This window comes from Pseudoalteromonas sp. CO325X, assembly GCF_004208955.1.
Classification (GTDB): domain Bacteria; phylum Pseudomonadota; class Gammaproteobacteria; order Enterobacterales; family Alteromonadaceae; genus Pseudoalteromonas; species Pseudoalteromonas ruthenica.
On the sequence record NZ_SGPG01000032.1, the window covers coordinates 23,221 to 41,782 of the forward strand.

The 18,562-nt window shown below is 48.0% G+C and carries 14 protein-coding genes; 5 read left to right on the forward strand and 9 right to left on the reverse strand.

Translation table 11 applies throughout. The features are described from left to right. The first annotated feature begins 31 nt into the window (after positions 1-31). The 5 genes from EXT46_RS15675 (at position 32) to EXT46_RS15695 (ending at position 9,642) form a co-directional block, all read left to right on the forward strand. Positions 32-2,317, forward strand: a complete 2,286-nt coding sequence (locus tag EXT46_RS15675; RefSeq protein ID WP_130148433.1) for a family 20 glycosylhydrolase — start codon at positions 32-34, stop codon at positions 2,315-2,317. Between the two features lie 143 nt (positions 2,318-2,460). Continuing rightward, positions 2,461-5,208 (forward strand): family 20 glycosylhydrolase, encoded by a 2,748-nt coding sequence (locus EXT46_RS15680; RefSeq protein ID WP_130148435.1) that lies wholly within the window; start codon positions 2,461-2,463, stop codon positions 5,206-5,208. 69 nt (positions 5,209-5,277) lie between these two features. After that, entirely contained in the window at positions 5,278-5,844 is a 567-nt protein-coding gene (locus EXT46_RS15685) for an RNA polymerase sigma factor (protein WP_053910555.1), read from the forward strand. Between the two features lie 2 nt (positions 5,845-5,846). Further along, on the forward strand, positions 5,847-6,893 hold the full coding sequence (locus EXT46_RS15690) for a FecR domain-containing protein (protein WP_240701150.1): 1,047 nt from the start codon (positions 5,847-5,849) through the stop codon (positions 6,891-6,893). Positions 6,894-6,966: 73 nt separating this feature from the next. Continuing rightward, positions 6,967-9,642 carry a TonB-dependent receptor gene (locus EXT46_RS15695; RefSeq protein ID WP_130148437.1) on the forward strand — a complete coding sequence of 892 codons (2,676 nt, stop codon included), beginning with the start codon at positions 6,967-6,969 and terminating at the stop codon, positions 9,640-9,642. Positions 9,643-9,717: 75 nt separating this feature from the next. On the opposite strand, the gene nqrM is transcribed toward EXT46_RS15695, so the two are convergent. The 9 genes from nqrM to fabV form a co-directional block, all read right to left on the reverse strand. Next, positions 9,718-9,930, reverse strand: a complete 213-nt coding sequence (gene nqrM / locus EXT46_RS15700; RefSeq protein ID WP_022944566.1) for a (Na+)-NQR maturation NqrM — start codon at positions 9,928-9,930, stop codon at positions 9,718-9,720. A gap of 75 nt (positions 9,931-10,005) precedes the next feature. Further along, positions 10,006-11,037: an FAD:protein FMN transferase gene (locus EXT46_RS15705; RefSeq protein ID WP_130148439.1), complete on the reverse strand. Its 1,032-nt coding sequence runs from the start codon at positions 11,035-11,037 to the stop codon at positions 10,006-10,008. 95 nt (positions 11,038-11,132) lie between these two features. Then, a complete protein-coding gene (gene nqrF, locus EXT46_RS15710) occupies positions 11,133-12,359 on the reverse strand; it encodes an NADH:ubiquinone reductase (Na(+)-transporting) subunit F (RefSeq protein WP_045980502.1) in 1,227 nt (408 codons plus the stop codon). A 17-nt stretch (positions 12,360-12,376) separates the two neighbouring features. Then, a complete protein-coding gene (gene nqrE, locus EXT46_RS15715; RefSeq protein ID WP_022944569.1) occupies positions 12,377-12,985 on the reverse strand; it encodes an NADH:ubiquinone reductase (Na(+)-transporting) subunit E in 609 nt (202 codons plus the stop codon). Positions 12,986-12,995: 10 nt separating this feature from the next. After that, positions 12,996-13,625 carry an NADH:ubiquinone reductase (Na(+)-transporting) subunit D gene (locus EXT46_RS15720; RefSeq protein WP_022944570.1) on the reverse strand — a complete coding sequence of 210 codons (630 nt, stop codon included), beginning with the start codon at positions 13,623-13,625 and terminating at the stop codon, positions 12,996-12,998. Next, positions 13,625-14,392, reverse strand: coding sequence for a Na(+)-translocating NADH-quinone reductase subunit C (locus EXT46_RS15725; RefSeq protein ID WP_022944571.1), 768 nt, complete (start codon positions 14,390-14,392; stop codon positions 13,625-13,627). Before EXT46_RS15725 ends, EXT46_RS15720 begins: the two co-directional genes overlap by 1 nt. Then, complete coding sequence (locus tag EXT46_RS15730) at positions 14,382-15,584, reverse strand: NADH:ubiquinone reductase (Na(+)-transporting) subunit B (protein WP_022944572.1); 1,203 nt, start codon at positions 15,582-15,584, stop codon at positions 14,382-14,384. The genes EXT46_RS15725 and EXT46_RS15730 overlap by 11 nt, the downstream gene beginning before the upstream one ends. Position 15,585: 1 nt before the next feature. Next, complete coding sequence (locus tag EXT46_RS15735; RefSeq protein WP_130148441.1) at positions 15,586-16,929, reverse strand: Na(+)-translocating NADH-quinone reductase subunit A; 1,344 nt, start codon at positions 16,927-16,929, stop codon at positions 15,586-15,588. Positions 16,930-17,338: 409 nt separating this feature from the next. Then, on the reverse strand, positions 17,339-18,529 hold the full coding sequence (gene fabV, locus EXT46_RS15740) for an enoyl-ACP reductase FabV (protein WP_045980501.1): 1,191 nt from the start codon (positions 18,527-18,529) through the stop codon (positions 17,339-17,341). Positions 18,530-18,562 lie beyond the last annotated feature (33 nt).

Consider the following 18,562-nt stretch of genomic DNA (forward strand, 5'->3'; position numbering starts at 1 on the left):
CGCTGTTGCGGGCTTTTCTCAGGAATTGACTATGAATGACAGTACCCTTTCTTACTACTTATCCAGCACCTTGATGGCATTCGCATTGTTTTTCAGCTGCCAACAGGCGTATGCCGATATCACCCCAAAACCCCATCATATAGCCTTTACCGAAGGCCAGTTTGAGCTCACTCAGGAGACCGAAATAAGCTTCAATCACCCCGATGCTAAACCGGTTGCTGAATATTTGGCAGAGTTTTTACGCCCGCCCACAGGCTATTTACTGCCTGTAACCAAGCAAACGCGTAGCCAAAGAAACGTCATCACGCTACATCTTGTGGATAGTGCGCTTGCCGAGGAGCAATACCGACTAGCAGTGAGTGCACAAAGCATAAAAATAAGCGCGCAAACGCCAACGGGACTATTTTGGGCGGTGCAATCATTGCGGCAATTGCTCCCTGCAGAGATAGAATCGCGCATGCCTATAAACCAAGCCAGTTGGGCTGTCCCCCTAGTGACCATTAACGATAAGCCGCGCTTTAAATACCGTGGTATGCACTTAGATGTAAGCCGCCATTTCTTCGGTGTCGATTTTGTAAAGCGCTACATCGATTGGTTAGCCATGCATAAATTTAATGTCTTTCAATGGCATTTAACCGATGACCAAGGCTGGCGCATTGCCATTGATGCCTATCCGAAATTAACTGAAATTGGCGCCACCCGCCCTCATACTGTGGTCGGTCATACCTATGACTATCAACCGCTGTTTGATCAGCAACCCGTTTCTGGCTTTTACACCCAAGCTCAGATAAAAGAAGTGATAGCCTATGCACAGGCCCGCCATATTGAGGTAATACCAGAGATCGATATTCCCGGGCACACCAGTGCCTTGCTGGCCGCTTACCCGGAACTTTCTTGCCATCAACAACCGGTCAAAGTACAACCCCAATTTGGTATTTTTGAGGACGTACTTTGCCCCCGAGAGGATGTATTTGCATTTTTAAGCACAGTGTATAAAGAGGTGGCCGAGCTTTTCCCTAGCCAATATATTCACATTGGCGGCGATGAAGTCATTAAAAAGCAATGGCTCGCTAGCCCCTTTGTAAAGCGGCTCATGCGTGAACACCAGCTCAGCACGCCTGAGCAAGTACAAAGCTACTTTATAAAGCGCGTCGCGAATATTGTTCAAGCGCAGGGCAAAACAGTAATTGGCTGGGACGAAATTTTAGAAGGGGGTGTCGCAGAGGGGGCTGTGGTGATGTCTTGGCGCGGGACGCAAGGAGGGATAGCCGCTGCCAAACTGGGTCATCAAGTGGTAATGAGCCCCTATCAGTATATATACTTTGACGCTTATCAATCGCGTAACCTCGATGAGCCCAAGGCCATTCATGGCCTTTCCACACTCAAAAACGTTTATCATTATGAGCCCCAGCCCAGCCATTTGAGCCCCGAGCAGCAAGAGCTCATCATTGGTGCGCAAGGTGCTTTATGGACGGAGTATATAAAAACACCGCGCCACGCCGAGTATATGGTTTTTCCGCGCTTAAGTGCGTTGGCCGAAACCTTATGGTCTGCAAAAGCAGATAAGTCGTGGTCTGAATATAGCCAGCAGCGCTTACCCAAACTAATGCAGCGCTACCAAAAAATGTACATAAATGCCGCCACCAGCGCCTACAACCCCACCATCAGCAGCACGATAAAAGGCGATCAACTACAGGTATCCATGCGCACTGATATCGAAGGCACTGAGATTTACTATACCCTCGATGGCAGCGAGCCGACACTCACCTCGTTACGTTATCAGCAACCTATTATTATCAGCGAGCGCACGCGCGTGCGCGCGCGCAGTTTTGCAAAGCCGCTCGGGCAACTAGTAGGAGACGCACAGCTTACCTTAGCGCCGCACCTCGCATTGGGGAAAAAAATAAGCTTTAGCTATCCGCCAGCAGAAGGCTCTGCCACTAAACTGCAAGACGGTCAGTTCGCCTATGATCAATTTTATAGCGTCAATGACTACGCCATTTTTTATGATAGCGACCTTGAAGCGGTCATCGATTTAGACAGCCCAACCTTAGTCGAGCGCGTGGAAATAGGCTATAACAGCGGTCGTCATCGACAACTGCATCCGCCAACGAGCATCAAGGTATGGGGTTCTAACGATAACAAAAACTGGCAACCGCTGGCCCACATTCAGCAACCTCCCGGGCCCATGTCGATTCTCTCTTTTGCGGCCACGCGTGTACGCTACCTCAAAGTGAGTGCCATCAATAGTAAGCAATCTCAGGATATACAAATCCCCAAATTGCCTTTATATATTGATGAAATAGCGGTGTATTAACCTTTTAAGCCCTAGTACTAAATACGTATTTAGGGCTTATTGCCATTTTTTATTCCCAAACCTTAACGCTAAGACGTTTATAGCAATAGAGCCACTTGCGGTACTCGCTCTCACTACACAATAACAACGTCTTAGGAGCCCTCATGGTTGCAAAACTATCTACATTCACACTCGCATTGGCAGGCTTGAGCTTATTGAGCGCGAGCCAGTTAGCCGTTGCTCAGCCCCATCCTGATAACCTCGATTTACACTGGCAAGTGGTCGATCACAGTATTGGCGAGAATATCTTTCTTGGCAGTTTAACCATCACTAATAACGGCAGGGAGCCACTTTCAGAGTCAGGATGGGCACTGTATTTCAGCTCAGTGCGCCCCCCAGCCAGTGTGTTACCAAGCGGCGATGCTAATGGCGATTATGCGCGTCAGCATATAGCGGCGCAAAACCTCAGTTTGGATAATGCCGATGTCGCCAAAAGCGGCGATTACTTTGTGTTAAAGCCGCAACCTGGCTTTGTGCCCATTCAACCTGGGCAGTCGCGAGAGATAGAGATAATCGCTCAATACTGGCAAATGCTTAAAAACGACTCGCCTTCTGGCTTTCATATCAGTTATGACGGACAAACGCCTCAGGCTGTGCTGGTGAATGTCACCATGGACCCCAGCGATCCGAAGCAAACCACTCAAGCCAGCAATGACACCATGCCAGTGCAAACCACGGCACTGCGATTTACAGAGAACACCACAGCGCTCACTCCCTTAGCCTTGCAACATCAGGTAGTGCCTCAGCCTTATTCAGTCGAGCATCAAAACGATGAGTTTCTCACCCTAATGAGCCAATTAACGGGCATCTCGGCGCCTTCCTCTTTGGCCACGGAAGCGGCCTATTTACAAACGGCGCTCAGCGATATTCTCAGTGGCTCTTTTCCTATTAATGGCGCTGCGCAAAATGGACCGAACCATATCACTTTGCAACTAGATGATCAGCTCGATACCAACAACGATGGCCAACCGGATGCCGGCGGTTATCGCCTTGAGATAGATGCATTTTCCGGTATTACTATCACCGGTCGCGATGCCCAAGGGGTGTTTTACGCTATCCAAACTTTGCGTCAATTAATTCCTACATCCGTATATAAAAATGCTGTTAATTCAAATACCTTGGCTGATAATGCAGTGCTGCCAGCAAGCACTATTTTAGATGCGCCTCGCTTTGCTTATCGAGGCATGATGCTCGATGTCTCGCGTAACTTTCAATCCCTTGAAACTGTTTTTAAACTATTGGATTTAATGGCGTTTTATAAGCTCAATAAATTTGAGATTAATGTTGCTAATGACGAGGGATGGCGCTTAGAAATACCCGGGCTGCCCGAGCTCACTGAGTTTGGTGCCAAGCGCGGACATGACCTTGAAGAGAACACGATGTTGCATACCTTTATGGGCGCAGCCAATGAATTTGCGCCCGGTGACGGCATCGACAACAAACCAGCCGATAAAGTAGCGGCTAACTTAGGCACCGAGCCACAGTTCCAAGGGTTTGAAATAGCTCAGCAAAACTTCCTTGGTAAAGGCTGGGGTTATTATAGCGTCGCAGAGTTTCAAGAGATTCTACAATACGCGGCAGACCGCCATATTGATGTCATTATTGAGTATGACTTCCCCGCCCATGCTCGCGCCGCCATCAAAGCCATGGAATACAGATATAACAAATACAAAGACACCGATCCGGTTGCCGCCAATCAATACCGATTGATTGACCCACTCGATGAGTCTCAATACTACACTCCGCAGTTTTATACCGACAATTTTGTCAACCCAGCGCTAGAGGGCACCTTCACTTTTCTCAACCATGTGGTCAGAGAGACTCGCGCTATGTACGATGCGGTGCCCGATGCCAAGCGCACGCGCTTACACGGCGGTGGCGATGAGCTGCCGCATTTAGGCGCAAATGAATGGTGGGCCAAATCCCCGGCCGTGCAGGCGAACCCAGCAACAGCAGGGAAAACCGACGCCGAACTATTTGACTACTTTTTCACGCGCTGGAAAGACATCATTCATAGCCATGGCTTTGATATGGCTACCTGGGGCGATGTGCTTTCTCATAACGGCACTGGCAATGTCGATTATGGCGACATATACCCGGTGTTTTGGAATAACGTTTGGGGCTGGGGCAATGAGCATCAAGCCTATAAATTTGCCAACCAAGGCTATAAAGTGGTGCTCGCGCATGCCACTAATATGTATCTCGATTTAGCCTACAATAAGCACCCTGACGAGGTGGGTTATCATTGGGCGGGCTATACGGATACCAAAAAAACCTTTACCTATCGCCCCTTTAATATCTATGCCAATGCCGAGTCTGATAAGCTCGGTAACCCGGTCCCTTGGGGAGAAAATTGGCTGCCATTGAGCGCCACGGGTAAACAAAATATTGATGGCATTCAGGCGCAACTTTTTGGTGAAAATCAAAAATCCCCTGAGATCCTTGATTACATGACCTTTCCGAAGTTACTCGGAGCCGCCGAGCGCGCTTGGGTACAAACCATGCCCGCTGAAGGCTTAGCAACACAGCAGGCCTGGGACACTTTTGCGAACACCTTGGGGCAGCACGCTCTACCACTATTAGACTATTACCAAGTGGTCGACATTCATGGTCAAATACCCCATCAACATGGCGTAAACTACCGCATCCCCTTGCCCGGCGGCGCCATAGAAAACGGAAAGCTGGTGGTTAATACTCGCTTTGCAGGGATGAATACCGAGTATTCCTTAGATCAAGGTGTGACCTGGCATCACTACCAACAGCCAGTCCCACTTACCACCTCGGCGTCAGTACAATTACGCACTGTGAGTGACTCTGGACGAGTGAGTCGAGTGGCCACGTTGTCTGAGTAAATCAAGGCGGCGGGCCTGCACTTAAGGCTCGCTGTACGCTAAATAAAAGGAATAGCAGGATGCGTAACCATGCCATCTTTATTATCGTTTAAGCGCAAAGCGGCGAACAGCGAAAGTAGCTATGAATCAGATAGACGTCAGCAAGTAGAGCAACTGTTTTTAAAGCAGCAACGCAAGCTCATCCGCCACATTATGGCCAAGGGGCTGGATAAGCGTGAAGCCGAAGACATTGCCCAAGAAGCTTTTGTTAAGCTGCTGGGTCTAGAGCAAGAGAAGGTAAGCAGCTATATAGCCGCTTACCTATATAAAATAGCCACTAACCTGGCCATTGATAAGCTTAGGCGTAAGGCTCGCAGCCCCTTTGATCACTATGTTAGTGACAGTGATGAATTACCTAAGCTGTGTGCGCCAACGGGACCGGAGCAAAACCATCATAATCACGAATTACTCAAAGAAATGGAAAAAGCCCTCGCGAGCCTTCCAGACAAGTGCCGCTTGGCCTTTTTGTTATATAAAATGCGCGGACAAAGCTATGAGGAGATCGCGTTGACCCTGCAAATATCGACCAGTATGGTGAGAAAATACGTTCTACGTGCAGTTCGTCATTGCTACCAACAACTTGAGCATGAGCTTTAAGCATGAGCAGAAAGGATATTGATATGACCCTTCCCGGTGATGATGAAACTGTCATCGAGCAACAAGCCACACGGTGGCTACTGACGCTCCATGAGCAGCAACTGGATCATGACAACGAAAGCCTATACCCTGAGGCGCTTACCCTATGGCTTGCCCAAAGTGCCCGCCACCGTGAAACCTTTACTAAGGTAAACAAACTGTGGGCATTGTCGACACAACTCGACCCAGCGTTTGTTGACAGTCAGCTTGCTCACCTTGACGCCGAGCCCGCAACCAAGCGCAAGCCAAAAAAACCAGCGACGCTTTGGTACGCAGCCTTAGCGGCGTCCTTTTTGCTTGTGAGCACCCTGATGCTGTGGCCGCCCAGCTCCCCGGCGCCACAACAAATAGTTAACAGTCCCGCCATACCTAGTAACAAGGTGTACAGCGAATTTTTCCACACCCCGGTGAGCGAGCATAAAACCGTGACCTTGGATGATAATTCGCAGGTCACCTTAGGTGCCAACACCCAGCTCGCCGTGCGTTATAGCGATAGCACGAGAGAGTTATTGCTATATCAAGGGGAAGCGCTTTTCAATGTCAGCAAGGACCCGACGCGACCATTTATCGTGCGCTATCAGCAAAGCCAGGTAGAGGCGTTAGGCACTATTTTTAACGTCCGCGCCAACCCTGACTCAGTGCGTGTTGATGTATTAGAAGGGCGAGTTGCCCTAGCGCAACAAAACGCCATTGAATTAACGGCAGGGCAAGCCGCAGAAGTGGCCACTGATGGTAATATTACTCGCAGCCAGGCACAAGGAAAAGGCACCCAAATGGCCTGGCAACAAGGTCACTTAATTTATCATAATGCTCGCTTAGGTGATGTACTGCATGATGTCGCCCGCTATAGCCAAATTGACATTACAATCAGCGACGAAAAGTTAAAGCACTTAGTGTATACAGGCACTTTTTTAACGACTGAAATAGAAGCGTGGCTAACGAGTCTGCAACAGCTTTACCCCATTAAGGTATTGCGCAGCGGTGATAAGGTGACCTTGGTGGCAAATTAGCTAAAAGTGGCATAGTGACCACAGCCAAAGTGTGGTACAAAATTCAAACAATAAAAATAAAGCTGAACCCGCCATGTTATTAAGGTTATTAGCCATCGCTCTGCCATGGTTAATATTATTTAGTAGCTGTACTTATGCCCAAAGCGAACATTCGTTTGCGCTGCCTGAAGCGACACTGCAACAGCGCTTGCTCGATATTGCTGCGCAGAGCAACTGGCAGCTCAATGCCGCAGCAATTGAGCAGTCGCCCCCCCTTGCGGCCCTTAATGGACGATACAGTCTAGAGTATGTTTTAAATCTCAGCCTGCGTGACACGCACTATGAATATGCCTTGAACATGAGCGAGCGCCGTATTGTTATTACTGCGGCAAGCGAAGCAACACCCAAGGGCGATTTTGAACGTATTATTGTCACCGGCGTCAGCGGTCAGCGCCGCAACATACTCAATTCGTCCATCGCCATTACCCAGTTATCTAATTTAGAACTGAGGCAACGCACGCCCTACTCCAGTGCCGAAGTGCTCAAAAACGTCACCGGATTTTGGGTCGAGGACTCAGGCGGCGAAACTAATAACAATGTCTCGCCACGAGGGCTCAGGGGCGGCGAAGGGTTTCGTTTTATTAGCTTAATGGAAGATGGCCTGCCCATGACCTACGACGGCATATGGAGTGACTTTTTTTTACGTCCAGACTTAACCCATCAGCGTATCGAGGCGGTGCGCGGTGGCAGTAGTGGGATCTTCACCCTGAATGGGCCGGCGGCAATGGTTAACTATATTGGTCGACGCGGCTCGCACACCCCGTTGCGACTGTTAAAACTCAGCCAGGGTCTAAATTATGACTACTCACGTTTGGATGGGGTTGCCAGTGGCCCCATCAACGAGCAACTATTTTATACTGTGGGCGGCTTTTACCGCTTCTCTGATGGCATTCGCGAGCCGGGGTTTATCAGTGATTTAGGCGGGCAGTTAAGCACCCGCCTGAGTTTGCGAACCGATGCCTTTGAGCTCGATGTTATTTACAAACACTTGCAAGACAATACCAGTTTTTACGCTCCCTTGGTGATGCAAAATCACCACGGTATTGAGGCCTTATCGAGCCTGCCCCATGACTACGGCACCCTACTCAGTAAGGATATGCAATTACTGAACTTTTATACCCCCGAAGGGACAACAACCCATGACTTAGAGGATGCCCAGCAAACGCGTATGAACAGCTACACCGTGCTGTTTAATGCACCGCTATCAACACACCTAACCATCGACAACCGCACTCGTTATGCGCTACTCAATAATAGCCTGTACACCTTGATGAATTTAGGCAACCAAACGGTTAATAGCGCCGAGCAGCGTTTAACCTTGGCCGATGTCAGTCAGTTCAGGGACAATGCCGCAGATGACACCTTAAGCTTGGCCTATCAACGGGTCAGCGACGGCAGCCTAATCGCCGACCCCTCAACGCTTAATAACAATGGCCTTATTACTGCAACCTTTCCACTTTACTCGCGCTACCAACAAACGCAATTAATCAATCACCTTAGCCTTAGTTACCAAGACACGGACTGGGCTGTGACGCTGGGTCATCTCTATGCCCATAGCGATTATGGCGCCCTGCCCTTAGATCAGTGGCTCGGTGAGCTGCTAACCGATGTGCAACACCAGCCTCAGCGCCTAGATATAGTGCTTATTGATGAGCATAACCAGGTTGTTGATACATTCACCGACAGTGGCTTTTTATCGCATGCGGGGCCGGTTTATTTAAAAGGTCATGGGGAGTCACAATCGCACTCCTTGTACACCAATATCGACTGGCGCATCACCGAGCAGCTACGCCTTGATGCGGCGATACGCCACGAACACCTAACACTTGACAGCACCAGCGCCCAAGGCCAGCGCTCTCAAGCTGATAACGGCCAACTTTTTTACTCGCATTACGCACCCAGCACCTCTTTGCGTCAGCACTTTAGTGACAATGCCATCAGTGTGGGGGTGAACTATCAGGCTGCGGAGCATATGGCTGTATTTGCCCGTTATGCCGATGCATTTGAAATGCCTCGCCTCATTAATTTCGGCAATGCCCTAGGCTGGGCTGGCAATGCTCATCAGCGCGGCGAAGTTGATTACGGCGAACCTATTCGTCTAACGCTCAGTGAGGTAGGTTTGCGATACCAAACAGCCCACTCACTCTTCAGTGGCGCGTTATTTACTACTCATTTTGATCCACTGCCATTCACCGTGTATCGCGGTGCAACGAGCCCGCAGCACGCCATTTTAATCAATACGCAAACAACCGGGTTCGAATTTGAATATGAATACCGCTACAACGCGAGCTGGCAGTTAAAAGCGATTGGGGTGTGGCAGGATGCAGGCTTTTACGGCATTCCTACATCTTTGCCGCAAAGCCAATTCAACGGCAATCAAATTACCCGAACGCCAGAGTTACAACTGCGACTAACCCCTCAGTATAGTCAAGGGCCTATCACCGCTGCACTGACCTTTTCGTACATTGGCGAGCGCTATTCTGATGTCGCCAACCGTTTTGCTCTGCCTGCTTATCATACTTGGGATCTGTTCTCAGAAGTCGCTCTGAATGAGCACCTAAAGATGCAATTAGAGATTAAAAACCTAACCAACACGCTAGGCCTTACCGAGGGCAACCCCCGCGATGATTTAAACCATCAAGAAGCGCTATTTTACGCCAGACCCATTTTTGGCCGCACAATCACACTGTCGATGAGTTATGAATTTTGAGTTTTGAGGGTTGCTAGAGCAACAAAAAAGCGAGCTAATAAGCTCGCTTTTTGACCATTATAAAAGAACACTCGTTTAGATAATTTGGTTCTCTTTCCAGGCTTGCTCTTTGGCCATACGTTTTTTACGTTTGTCACACGGGTCGTCACAGTCACAGGCTTTGTCGATGCCGACAGAGCCAAGACCTCCGCAACTACTGGCCATGGCTTTACGTTGTACAATAACGCCAACGGCCATCGCCGCGACGACTAAGACGAGTAGGCCAAATGTAAGAAGAAATAGTTGCATTGTCTGTGCCCCTTTAAGTTGACAAGTTAAGGCGCAAAACGCCTTACCCGCTATTATACGCCGAGCAAAAACTAACTACAAATATGGCTTAAAAGCTGTGCTTGCATGGGTTTGCAAACCACTGTCAGTCTTGCTGATCAAGTACACCGGTAAATTATGCTGCTCAGCATAGGCTTTGGCCTGCTCTGTGCCCATAACGGTCAGTGCCGTTGCTAAGCCATCAGCAGTCATGGCGCTGGGGTGCAATACCGTTACCGAAACCAAATCATGTTTAATTGGCATGCCTGTTTGCGGGTCAATCAAATGGGTATAGGTTTCGCCATCCATTTCATAGAAGATACGATAATCTCCTGAAGTGGCAACGCCCATACTACCTGGCTCAACTACACGGTGAATTTTGCGCTGCTCCGGCGGTGCATCGGGCTGCTCGATAGCAATGCGCCACGGCTTGTTATCGGGCTTATGCCCTGAGATACGCATTTCACCGCCAATCTCTACCATGTAATTGGTGAGTCCATGGCTTTGCAATAACTCAGCAACCTTGTCAATACCATAGCCTTTTGCGGTAGCGGAAAAACTCAGCTCTAAACCATCCACGGTTTTAGCCAAGCCTTGCTCGCTCAAAACCAGTTTATCAACACCAATATTCGCCAGCATGGCATCGAGCTCAGCTTGCTCTGGGCGCTGTGTGGGTCGCTTATCGGGGCCGAACCCCCAAAGATCAATAAGCGGTCCCATGGTCACATCCAGCGCCTTTGTCGATTGTCCAAGGCGAATAGATTCGCTCACCACAGCGCGGAAATCGCTGCTGATGGGCATCACTTCACCTGCAGGCAAGCGATTAAATTGATTAATCTCGGAGTCTTCAATGTACGTCGACATCGACTGATTCACTTTTTTAAGCTCCTCAGTGACATCAGCGTATAAATTAAGTTGAGGTAACTGTTGCTGCGGTACAAACACCTTAATATTAAAAGTGGTACCCATGGTTTTCCCTTGCAACAACACCTCTTGTTGGTCGGATTCTGGGGCGTTATCACACCCCGATAAGGCAAATAAAGAAAGGATGAATAACAAGCCAAATACGGCTTTTACGCTGCGTAACATTGCTAGCCTCAAGTTGGTGAACAGTAAACGAAAAAAGGCTTCCTAACCGAGTTAGGAAGCCTTTTATAAATCAATGACGAATGCGTGACATTCGTTTAGCCGCCGAAGTCATCCAGTAGGATATTTTCGTCTTCAACACCTAAGTCTTTTAGCATGTTGATTACGGCTGCGTTCATCATCGGTGGCCCACACATGTAGTACTCACAGTCTTCAGGCGCTTCGTGGTCCTTAAGATAGTTATCGTACAATACGTTGTGGATAAAGCCAGTATAGCCTTCCCAGTTGTCCTCTGGCTGAGGATCAGAAAGCGCTACGTGCCACACGAAGTTATCGTTTTCTGCAGCTAGACCGTCAAAGTCTTCAACGTAGAACATCTCACGCTTAGAGCGTGCACCGTACCAGAAGCTCATCTTACGATCTGAGTTCAAACGCTTCAGCTGGTCGAAGATGTGTGAACGCATCGGTGCCATACCTGCACCACCACCGACAAAGACCATCTCTGCGTCAGTTTCTTTAGCGAAAAATTCACCAAATGGACCAGAAATTGTCACCTTATCGCCTTCTTTAAGCGACCAGATGTACGATGACATCTTACCGCAAGGTAGGCTTAGGTTGTTTGGCGGCGGCGTAGCAATACGCACGTTCAACATGATGATGCCAAACTCTTCTGGGTAGTTCGCCATTGAGTAAGCACGAATAGTTTCTTCGTCTACTTTTGACTCTAGGTCAAAGAAGCCGAAACGCTCCCAATCAGGACGATACTCTTCAGGAATATCAAAGTCCTTGTATTTAACGTGGTGAGCAGGTGCTTCAATTTGAATATAACCACCGGCGCGGAAAGGTACAACCTCACCGTCTGGGATCTTAAGCTTAAGCTCTTTGATGAAGGTTGCTTTGTTATCGTTAGAGATAACTTCACAATCCCACTTCTTGATCCCGAAGATAGACTCTTCTAGCTCAATCTCCATGTCGCTTTTAACAGCAACCTGACACGCAAGACGACAGCCCTGACGTGCTTCACCTTTAGAGATGTGGTCAAGTTCGGTCGGCAGGATATCACCACCGCCCTCTTTAACATCAACACGACACTGGCCACATGAGCCACCGCCACCACATGCAGACGATACGAAAATACCTGCATCTGCAAGGGCACCCAGTAGCTTGCTACCTGGTGATGTTGTAATTGCTTTGTCAGGATCACCATTGATCCCGATGGTGACGTCACCTGTGGGTACTAGCTTTGACTTGGCCGCAATGATGACCAAAACCAGCATAACCACGATAGCGACGAATACACCTACGCCTAAATATACCTCAAGCATGATTTCTCCTCGCTACCTTATAGTGAAATACCAGAGAATGACATAAAGCCCAGACCCATCAGGCCTACTGTGATAAAGGTAATACCTAAACCACGCAAACCATCAGGAACGTCTGAGTACTTCATCTTCTCGCGAATACCCGCTAGCAACGTGATTGCCAGCGCCCAACCTACACCAGAACCAAGGCCGAAGACCACTGACTCACCGAAGTTGTAATTACGCTCTACCATGAACGATACCGCACCGAAAATCGCACAGTTTACCGTGATCAATGGTAGGAAGATGCCCAACGCGTTATAAAGCGGTGGGAAGAACTTATCCAATGCCATTTCTAGGATTTGTACTAGGGCAGCAATAACACCGATGAACGTCAAAAAGCGCAAGAAGCTTAAATCAGCGTCAGGGAAACCCAACCACTCCAGTGCGCCCGGCGCTAATACCGCGTGATAAACCAAGTTATTCACCGGTACGGCAATACCCAGTACGAAGATAACCGCTACACCTAGACCAATTGAGGTTTTTACTTTCTTTGATACCGCAAGGAAAGTACACATCCCCAAGAAGAAGGCAAGCGCCAGGTTTTCAATGAAAACCGCTTTAACAAATAAGTTAAGATATTGTTCCACGACTCGCCCCTTATTTCGCTTCTACTTGGTCTTTCTTATAAGTGCGTAGCACCCAAATGAATAGACCGATGATGAAGAATGCACTAGGCGGCAGGATCAATAGACCCATAGGCTGATACCAGCCACCGTCTTGTACTAATGGGATGATTTCTACGTCGAACAGCGACCCTTTACCGAATAGCTCACGAATGAAACCAACAGTCAGTAATACTACTGAGTAGCCTAAGCCATTACCAATACCGTCTAGGAAAGACATAAACGGCGGTGACTTCATCGCGTACGCTTCAGCACGACCCATTACGATACAGTTGGTGATAATCAAACCAACGAATACCGACAGTTCTTTCGCTGTTGCATACGAGAAGGCTTGCAGTACCTGGTCCACCACGATTACCAATGAGGCAATGATGGTCATCTGTACGATGATCCGCACACTTGATGGGATCTGGTTACGAATCATAGAGATAAACAAACTTGAGAAGCCCGTTACTAGGGTCAATGCAATTGACATGATCAATGCATTTTTCAAGCTTGATGTTACTGCTAGCGCCGAACAAATACCGAGTACTTGCAGAGCGATAGGGTTATTTGCGAAGACAGGTCCAAATAGAACCGACTTCATTTCTTTAGTATCAGCCATTATTTCAACGCTCCTTCACGTACTTTCGCAAGGAAAGGACCAAAGCCGTTTTCACCTGTCCAATAATCAACCGTGTTATCAACACCGTTTGAGGTCAGGGTTGCGCCAGAGAGACCGTCTACTTCGTGCTCGTTGTCAGCACCGCTTTTCACTAAGTCTACCGGCAGCTCTTTGCCTTGCCACTGAGCCGTCCAAGCTGGGTTTTGGATTTCACCACCTAGACCTGGGGTTTCGTTGTGCTTGTAGAAGATGATGTTTTTAACAGTTTCGCCATCACTTTCAAGAGCTAAGAAGCCATACATAACACCCCAAAGGCCATAACCTTGGATTGGTAGAATGATTGACTTCACTGAGCCGTCGTCGGCACGGTTAATGTAAACCGGTGCTTCAGTAGTACGACGTTGAATGCCCGCTTTGTCTTGCTCTTTTGGCAACTTAATGCTCATATCGGCGTCAAACTTACTCTTTTCGAAGTCGTAAGATTTGATCCACTCGCTGCGAGCTTGCTCAGAGTCAAACTCAACTTGTTGGCCGTTATTAACATCAACAACGATGGTTTCAATGTTTTCGTCATACGTAGCTTGCACGTCTTTGACATCATTAAATCCAGCGGCTGAAAGAATATTGCTTTGAATATCCTTTAATTTATTTTCTTGCTGCAGCGGGCGCAATTGCACCGATGCGAACGATACGATAACCGCACACACCAAACATAGCGAAACAACTACACCGAGCGTTTTACCGATTGATTCGTTATTACTGGACACGTGCCAATCTCCTCTTGATGTTTGACTGCGCTACGAAGTGGTCGAATAGCGGTGCAAATAGGTTTGCAAACAAGATAGCGAGCATCATGCCTTCAGGGTATGCCGGGTTAACCACGCGGATCATCACCACCATAAAACCAATCAGCGCACCATAGGCCCACTTACCTCTATCGGTAAATGACGCTGATACCGGGTCGGTTGCCATAAAAAACATACCAAACGCAAAGCCACCAAGGACTAAGTGCCAGTGCCAAGGCATTGCAAACGCGGTGTTGGTGTCTGAACCGATAAAGTTCAGCAGCGTTGCAGTGACTACCATACCCAAGAAGGTACCTAGCACGATTCGCCAAGAAGCAATACGCACATAGATTAGGAACAAACCACCTAATAAGATTGCTAGGGTTGATGTTTCACCCATAGAACCTTGAATGAAACCGTAAAACGCATTCCACCATAGCTCCATGTTGGCATAATCAAGCGCACCTGTTGCCGCTTGGCCTAGGTAAGTCGCGCCAGAGAAACCATCAACAGCTGTCCACACTGTGTCACCTGAAATCTGCGCCGGATAGGCGAAGAACAGGAACGCACGGCCAGCAAGCGCAGGGTTCAAGAAGTTACGACCTGTACCACCGAATACCTCTTTGGCGATAACCACACCGAAGGTAATACCTAGGGCAACTTGCCAAAGGGGAATGGTTGCAGGCAGGATCAATGCAAATAACACAGAGGTAACGAAGAAACCTTCGTTTACTTCGTGCTTACGTATTGACGCGAATAGCACTTCCCAGAAGCCACCGACACCGAAGGTAACGGCATAAATTGGCAGGAAGAAACAGGCACCGTAGAACATTTTCGCGCCCCAGCCTGAATCAGCAGTGAGCTCACCGCCTAACAGTTGGAACAATCCTACTTGCCAAGAATCACCTAATGCAAAACCGTTTGCTAACGCTTCTGCCGCTTGGTGGCCAATGTTAAACATGCCAAAGAACATGGCAGGGAACGTTGCCATCCACACTAAAATCATAATACGTTTTAGGTCGATGTTATCGCGAACGTGAGTACCGCCTTTGTTGACATAGCCAGGGGTATAAAAAATAGTCGCAACTGCTTCATACAGTGCGTACCACTTTTCATGCTTACCACCCGCTTCAAAATGCGGTTCGATATCTTCTAAAAATTTCTTCAAGCCCATTTTAGCCTTCCTTCTCGATTGTTGTCAGGCAGTCACGAAGGATAGAACCGTATTCGTATTTACCTGGACAAACGAAGGTACACAACGCTAAATCTTCTTCGTCTAGCTCCAACGCGCCGAGTGAAATTGCCCCATCTAGGTCACGCGAGATTAAATCGCGCAGTAATAAGGTAGGCAAAATATCAAGCGGCATCACGCGCTCATAGTTACCGATTGGTACCATCGCACGTTTTGAACCACCGGTTGATGTGGTCATGTTGAACAAACGGCTTGGCGCTAAGTGGCCTAAGAAGGTACGCGTTACAGAGAACTTGTTGCTGCCTGGAGCAATCCAGCCGAACAACTCTTTCTCTCGACCCTCTAGCAGCACCGACACTTGCGTGTGATAACGGCCAAGGAACGCATGTGGACCCGTTGCATTGGTACCAGAAAGTACTGAGCCTGAAATGATACGGTTGTCACCGTCTTCCAGTTCACCAGACACTAACTCATCCAAAGCAGCACCGATCTGTGTTTTCACCAAACGTGGGTTCTTAACACGTGGGCCGGCTAAAGAAATCACACGCGGAGTGTAAATTTCACCACTTAGGAAAAGGTGACCGTAAGCGATCACATCTTGGTAGCCCAAGTGCCATACCTGCTTCGATGCAGACACTGCATCTAGGTGATGAATGTGAGTACCAACAAGACCTGCAGGGTGCTTACCGCCAAACTCATGAACTTCTACAGAAGCCACAGAAGAGCTAGGCACTTGAGCACCGGCTTGTTTACACACAAACACTTTGCCTTCTGTAAGACGAGAGACAACCGCTAAACCAGCTTCAAATGCTTCCGCATTCTCAGCAATAATTACAGCTGGATCAGCTGCAAGCGGATTAGTGTCCATCGCTGTTACAAAGATAGAGCTAGGTTTGGCATCAACAGCGGGTACTTTGCTGAATGGGCGGGTGCGAAGCGCAGTCCATTGACCTGAGTCAACTAACTGGTCAACCACCTTTTGGCGGTCAAGGTTAGCGAGCTCACCCTGGTCGAACTTTGCAAAGGTTTCCTGCTCGTTGCCATCGATTTCGATCACAACAGATTGCAGCACACGTTTTGCACCACGATTGATTTCTTTAACTACCCCGGCGGCCGGTGCAGTGTAGATAACGCCAGGATTCTTTTTGTCTTCAAAAAGAACTTGGCCTTTTTTCACTTGGTCATCCACACGAACTCGCATGGTAGGACGCATGCCGATATATTCTTCACCTAGCACGGCTACTCGTTTGACGGGTTGACCGTCGTGAATAACTTGCTGAGGTGCGCCCTCTATCGGTAGATCCAGACCTTTTTTTATGTTGATCATACGCACTTGCATTACATTAACGGAAAGAAACTTAAAATCTTACCAACCACGCTGCTAAGTTGGCCGAGTTGAGTGATGGCCGCGTAAAAGGCGGTTCGCTTATTGCTCGGTGCGCACTTACGCACTTGTGCAAGCAAAAGTCGTCCACACGATTAATACAAACGGTATAAAAGAGCACCCATTTCGGTTAGTGAGCAAAGCAACGCAGTGAACTTGTCACATATCTGCCGAATTTTAACATCAATCACGGCGACTATGCGAGTTAAAAAGTAAAAATTATCTAAGCAATCCGAGCTAAAATTAGTGAATAAACTTCAATATAGACCAAAGTCTTAATTTCACAGCCTGAGATTGTAAAAACACAAAAAAGCCAGTCTATTGACTGGCTTTCTATGTAAAACAGCGATACTTAAACGAGATTGTTGATTTCAACCTCAGGGTTAACATCACTTTCGTAGTCAACACCGTCTAGATCAAAACCGAACAGGTGTAAAAACTCACGATGATAACCAACATAATCGGTTAGCTCGTCAATACTGTCGGTATCCACCTGATCCCAAATATGCTGCACTCGTTGCTGCACATCGTCTTCAAGCTCTTTGTAGTTCTGGAATAAATGACCGCCTTCGTCAAAGCGCGGCGTTTCGCCGTACAAGTTCTCTTTAAACAACGCGGTAATTTGCTCGATAGTCCCCTCATAGGTGCCATCTTCTTTCATCACTTTGAACAGCGCAGAGATATACAAAGGCATAATCGGTATTGCCGAGCTGGCTTGCGTGACCACAGCATTAAGAGAGCTCACATAAGCCTCACCGGAAATATCAGCGGTAGATGCTTTGATTTCCTGAACGGCACGGTCCAAGTCTTCTTTGGCTTTGCCTATTGTGGCGTGACCGTAAATCGGCCAGGTCAGCTCTTTACCGATGTAGGTGTAAGCGGTGGTTTTGAAGTTATCGGCAAGCACGCCCGCTTCATTTAAGGCATCAATCCACAGCTGCCAATCTTCACCACCCATGACTTTCACGGTATTGGCAATTTCTTCATCACTGGCAGCCTCAACGCTTACTTCATCAATAATACGCTTTGAAGTATTGAGGTTCTTGGTGGTCACGCCTTCACCGATAGGCTTGAGTGTCGAAGAGAAGGTTTCACCGGTTTTTGGGTCGGTACGACGCGGCGAAGCAAGGGAATAGATAACTAAATCAATCTTGCCTAATTCATTTTTAATAACATCAATCGTTTTTTCTTTGATTTCATCAGAAAAGGCATCACCATTGATATTTTTTGCCCACAAGCCCGCTTCATCGGCTGCATTTTGAAAAGCAGCGGTGTTGTACCACCCTGCAGAACCTGTTTTCTTTTCTGTACCTGGCTTTTCGAAAAACACGCCCAATGTTTTGGCGCCATGACCAAAGGCTGAAACAATACGTGAGGCCAAGCCATAGCCGGTTGACGAGCCAATGACTAGGACGTTTTTAGGGCCTTGCCCTAAATCACCTTGGCGTTTTACGTAATCTATTTGTTGTTGTACGTGCGCTGCACAGCCCGCAGGATGAGCGTTAGTGCAGATAAAACCACGAATTTTAGGCTTAATGACCATGATAAAATTCCATATCGTTGCCGAAAAATTTAG

What these genes read in the sequence shown, in the direction of transcription:
- EXT46_RS15675 (WP_130148433.1), top strand. Translation starts at nt 32, where the DNA reads ATGAATGACAGTACCCTTTCTTACTACTTATCCAGCACCTTGATGGCA.
- EXT46_RS15680 (WP_130148435.1), top strand. Translation starts at nt 2,461, where the DNA reads ATGGTTGCAAAACTATCTACATTCACACTCGCATTGGCAGGCTTGAGC.
- EXT46_RS15685 (WP_053910555.1), top strand. Translation starts at nt 5,278, where the DNA reads ATGCCATCTTTATTATCGTTTAAGCGCAAAGCGGCGAACAGCGAAAGT.
- EXT46_RS15690 (WP_240701150.1), top strand. Translation starts at nt 5,847, where the DNA reads ATGAGCAGAAAGGATATTGATATGACCCTTCCCGGTGATGATGAAACT.
- EXT46_RS15695 (WP_130148437.1), top strand. Translation starts at nt 6,967, where the DNA reads ATGTTATTAAGGTTATTAGCCATCGCTCTGCCATGGTTAATATTATTT.
- nqrM (WP_022944566.1), bottom strand. Translation starts at nt 9,930, where the DNA reads ATGCAACTATTTCTTCTTACATTTGGCCTACTCGTCTTAGTCGTCGCG.
- EXT46_RS15705 (WP_130148439.1), bottom strand. Translation starts at nt 11,037, where the DNA reads ATGTTACGCAGCGTAAAAGCCGTATTTGGCTTGTTATTCATCCTTTCT.
- nqrF (WP_045980502.1), bottom strand. Translation starts at nt 12,359, where the DNA reads ATGCTTGAGGTATATTTAGGCGTAGGTGTATTCGTCGCTATCGTGGTT.
- EXT46_RS15720 (WP_022944570.1), bottom strand. Translation starts at nt 13,625, where the DNA reads ATGGCTGATACTAAAGAAATGAAGTCGGTTCTATTTGGACCTGTCTTC.
- EXT46_RS15730 (WP_022944572.1), bottom strand. Translation starts at nt 15,584, where the DNA reads ATGGGCTTGAAGAAATTTTTAGAAGATATCGAACCGCATTTTGAAGCG.
- EXT46_RS15735 (WP_130148441.1), bottom strand. Translation starts at nt 16,929, where the DNA reads ATGATCAACATAAAAAAAGGTCTGGATCTACCGATAGAGGGCGCACCT.
- fabV (WP_045980501.1), bottom strand. Translation starts at nt 18,529, where the DNA reads ATGGTCATTAAGCCTAAAATTCGTGGTTTTATCTGCACTAACGCTCAT.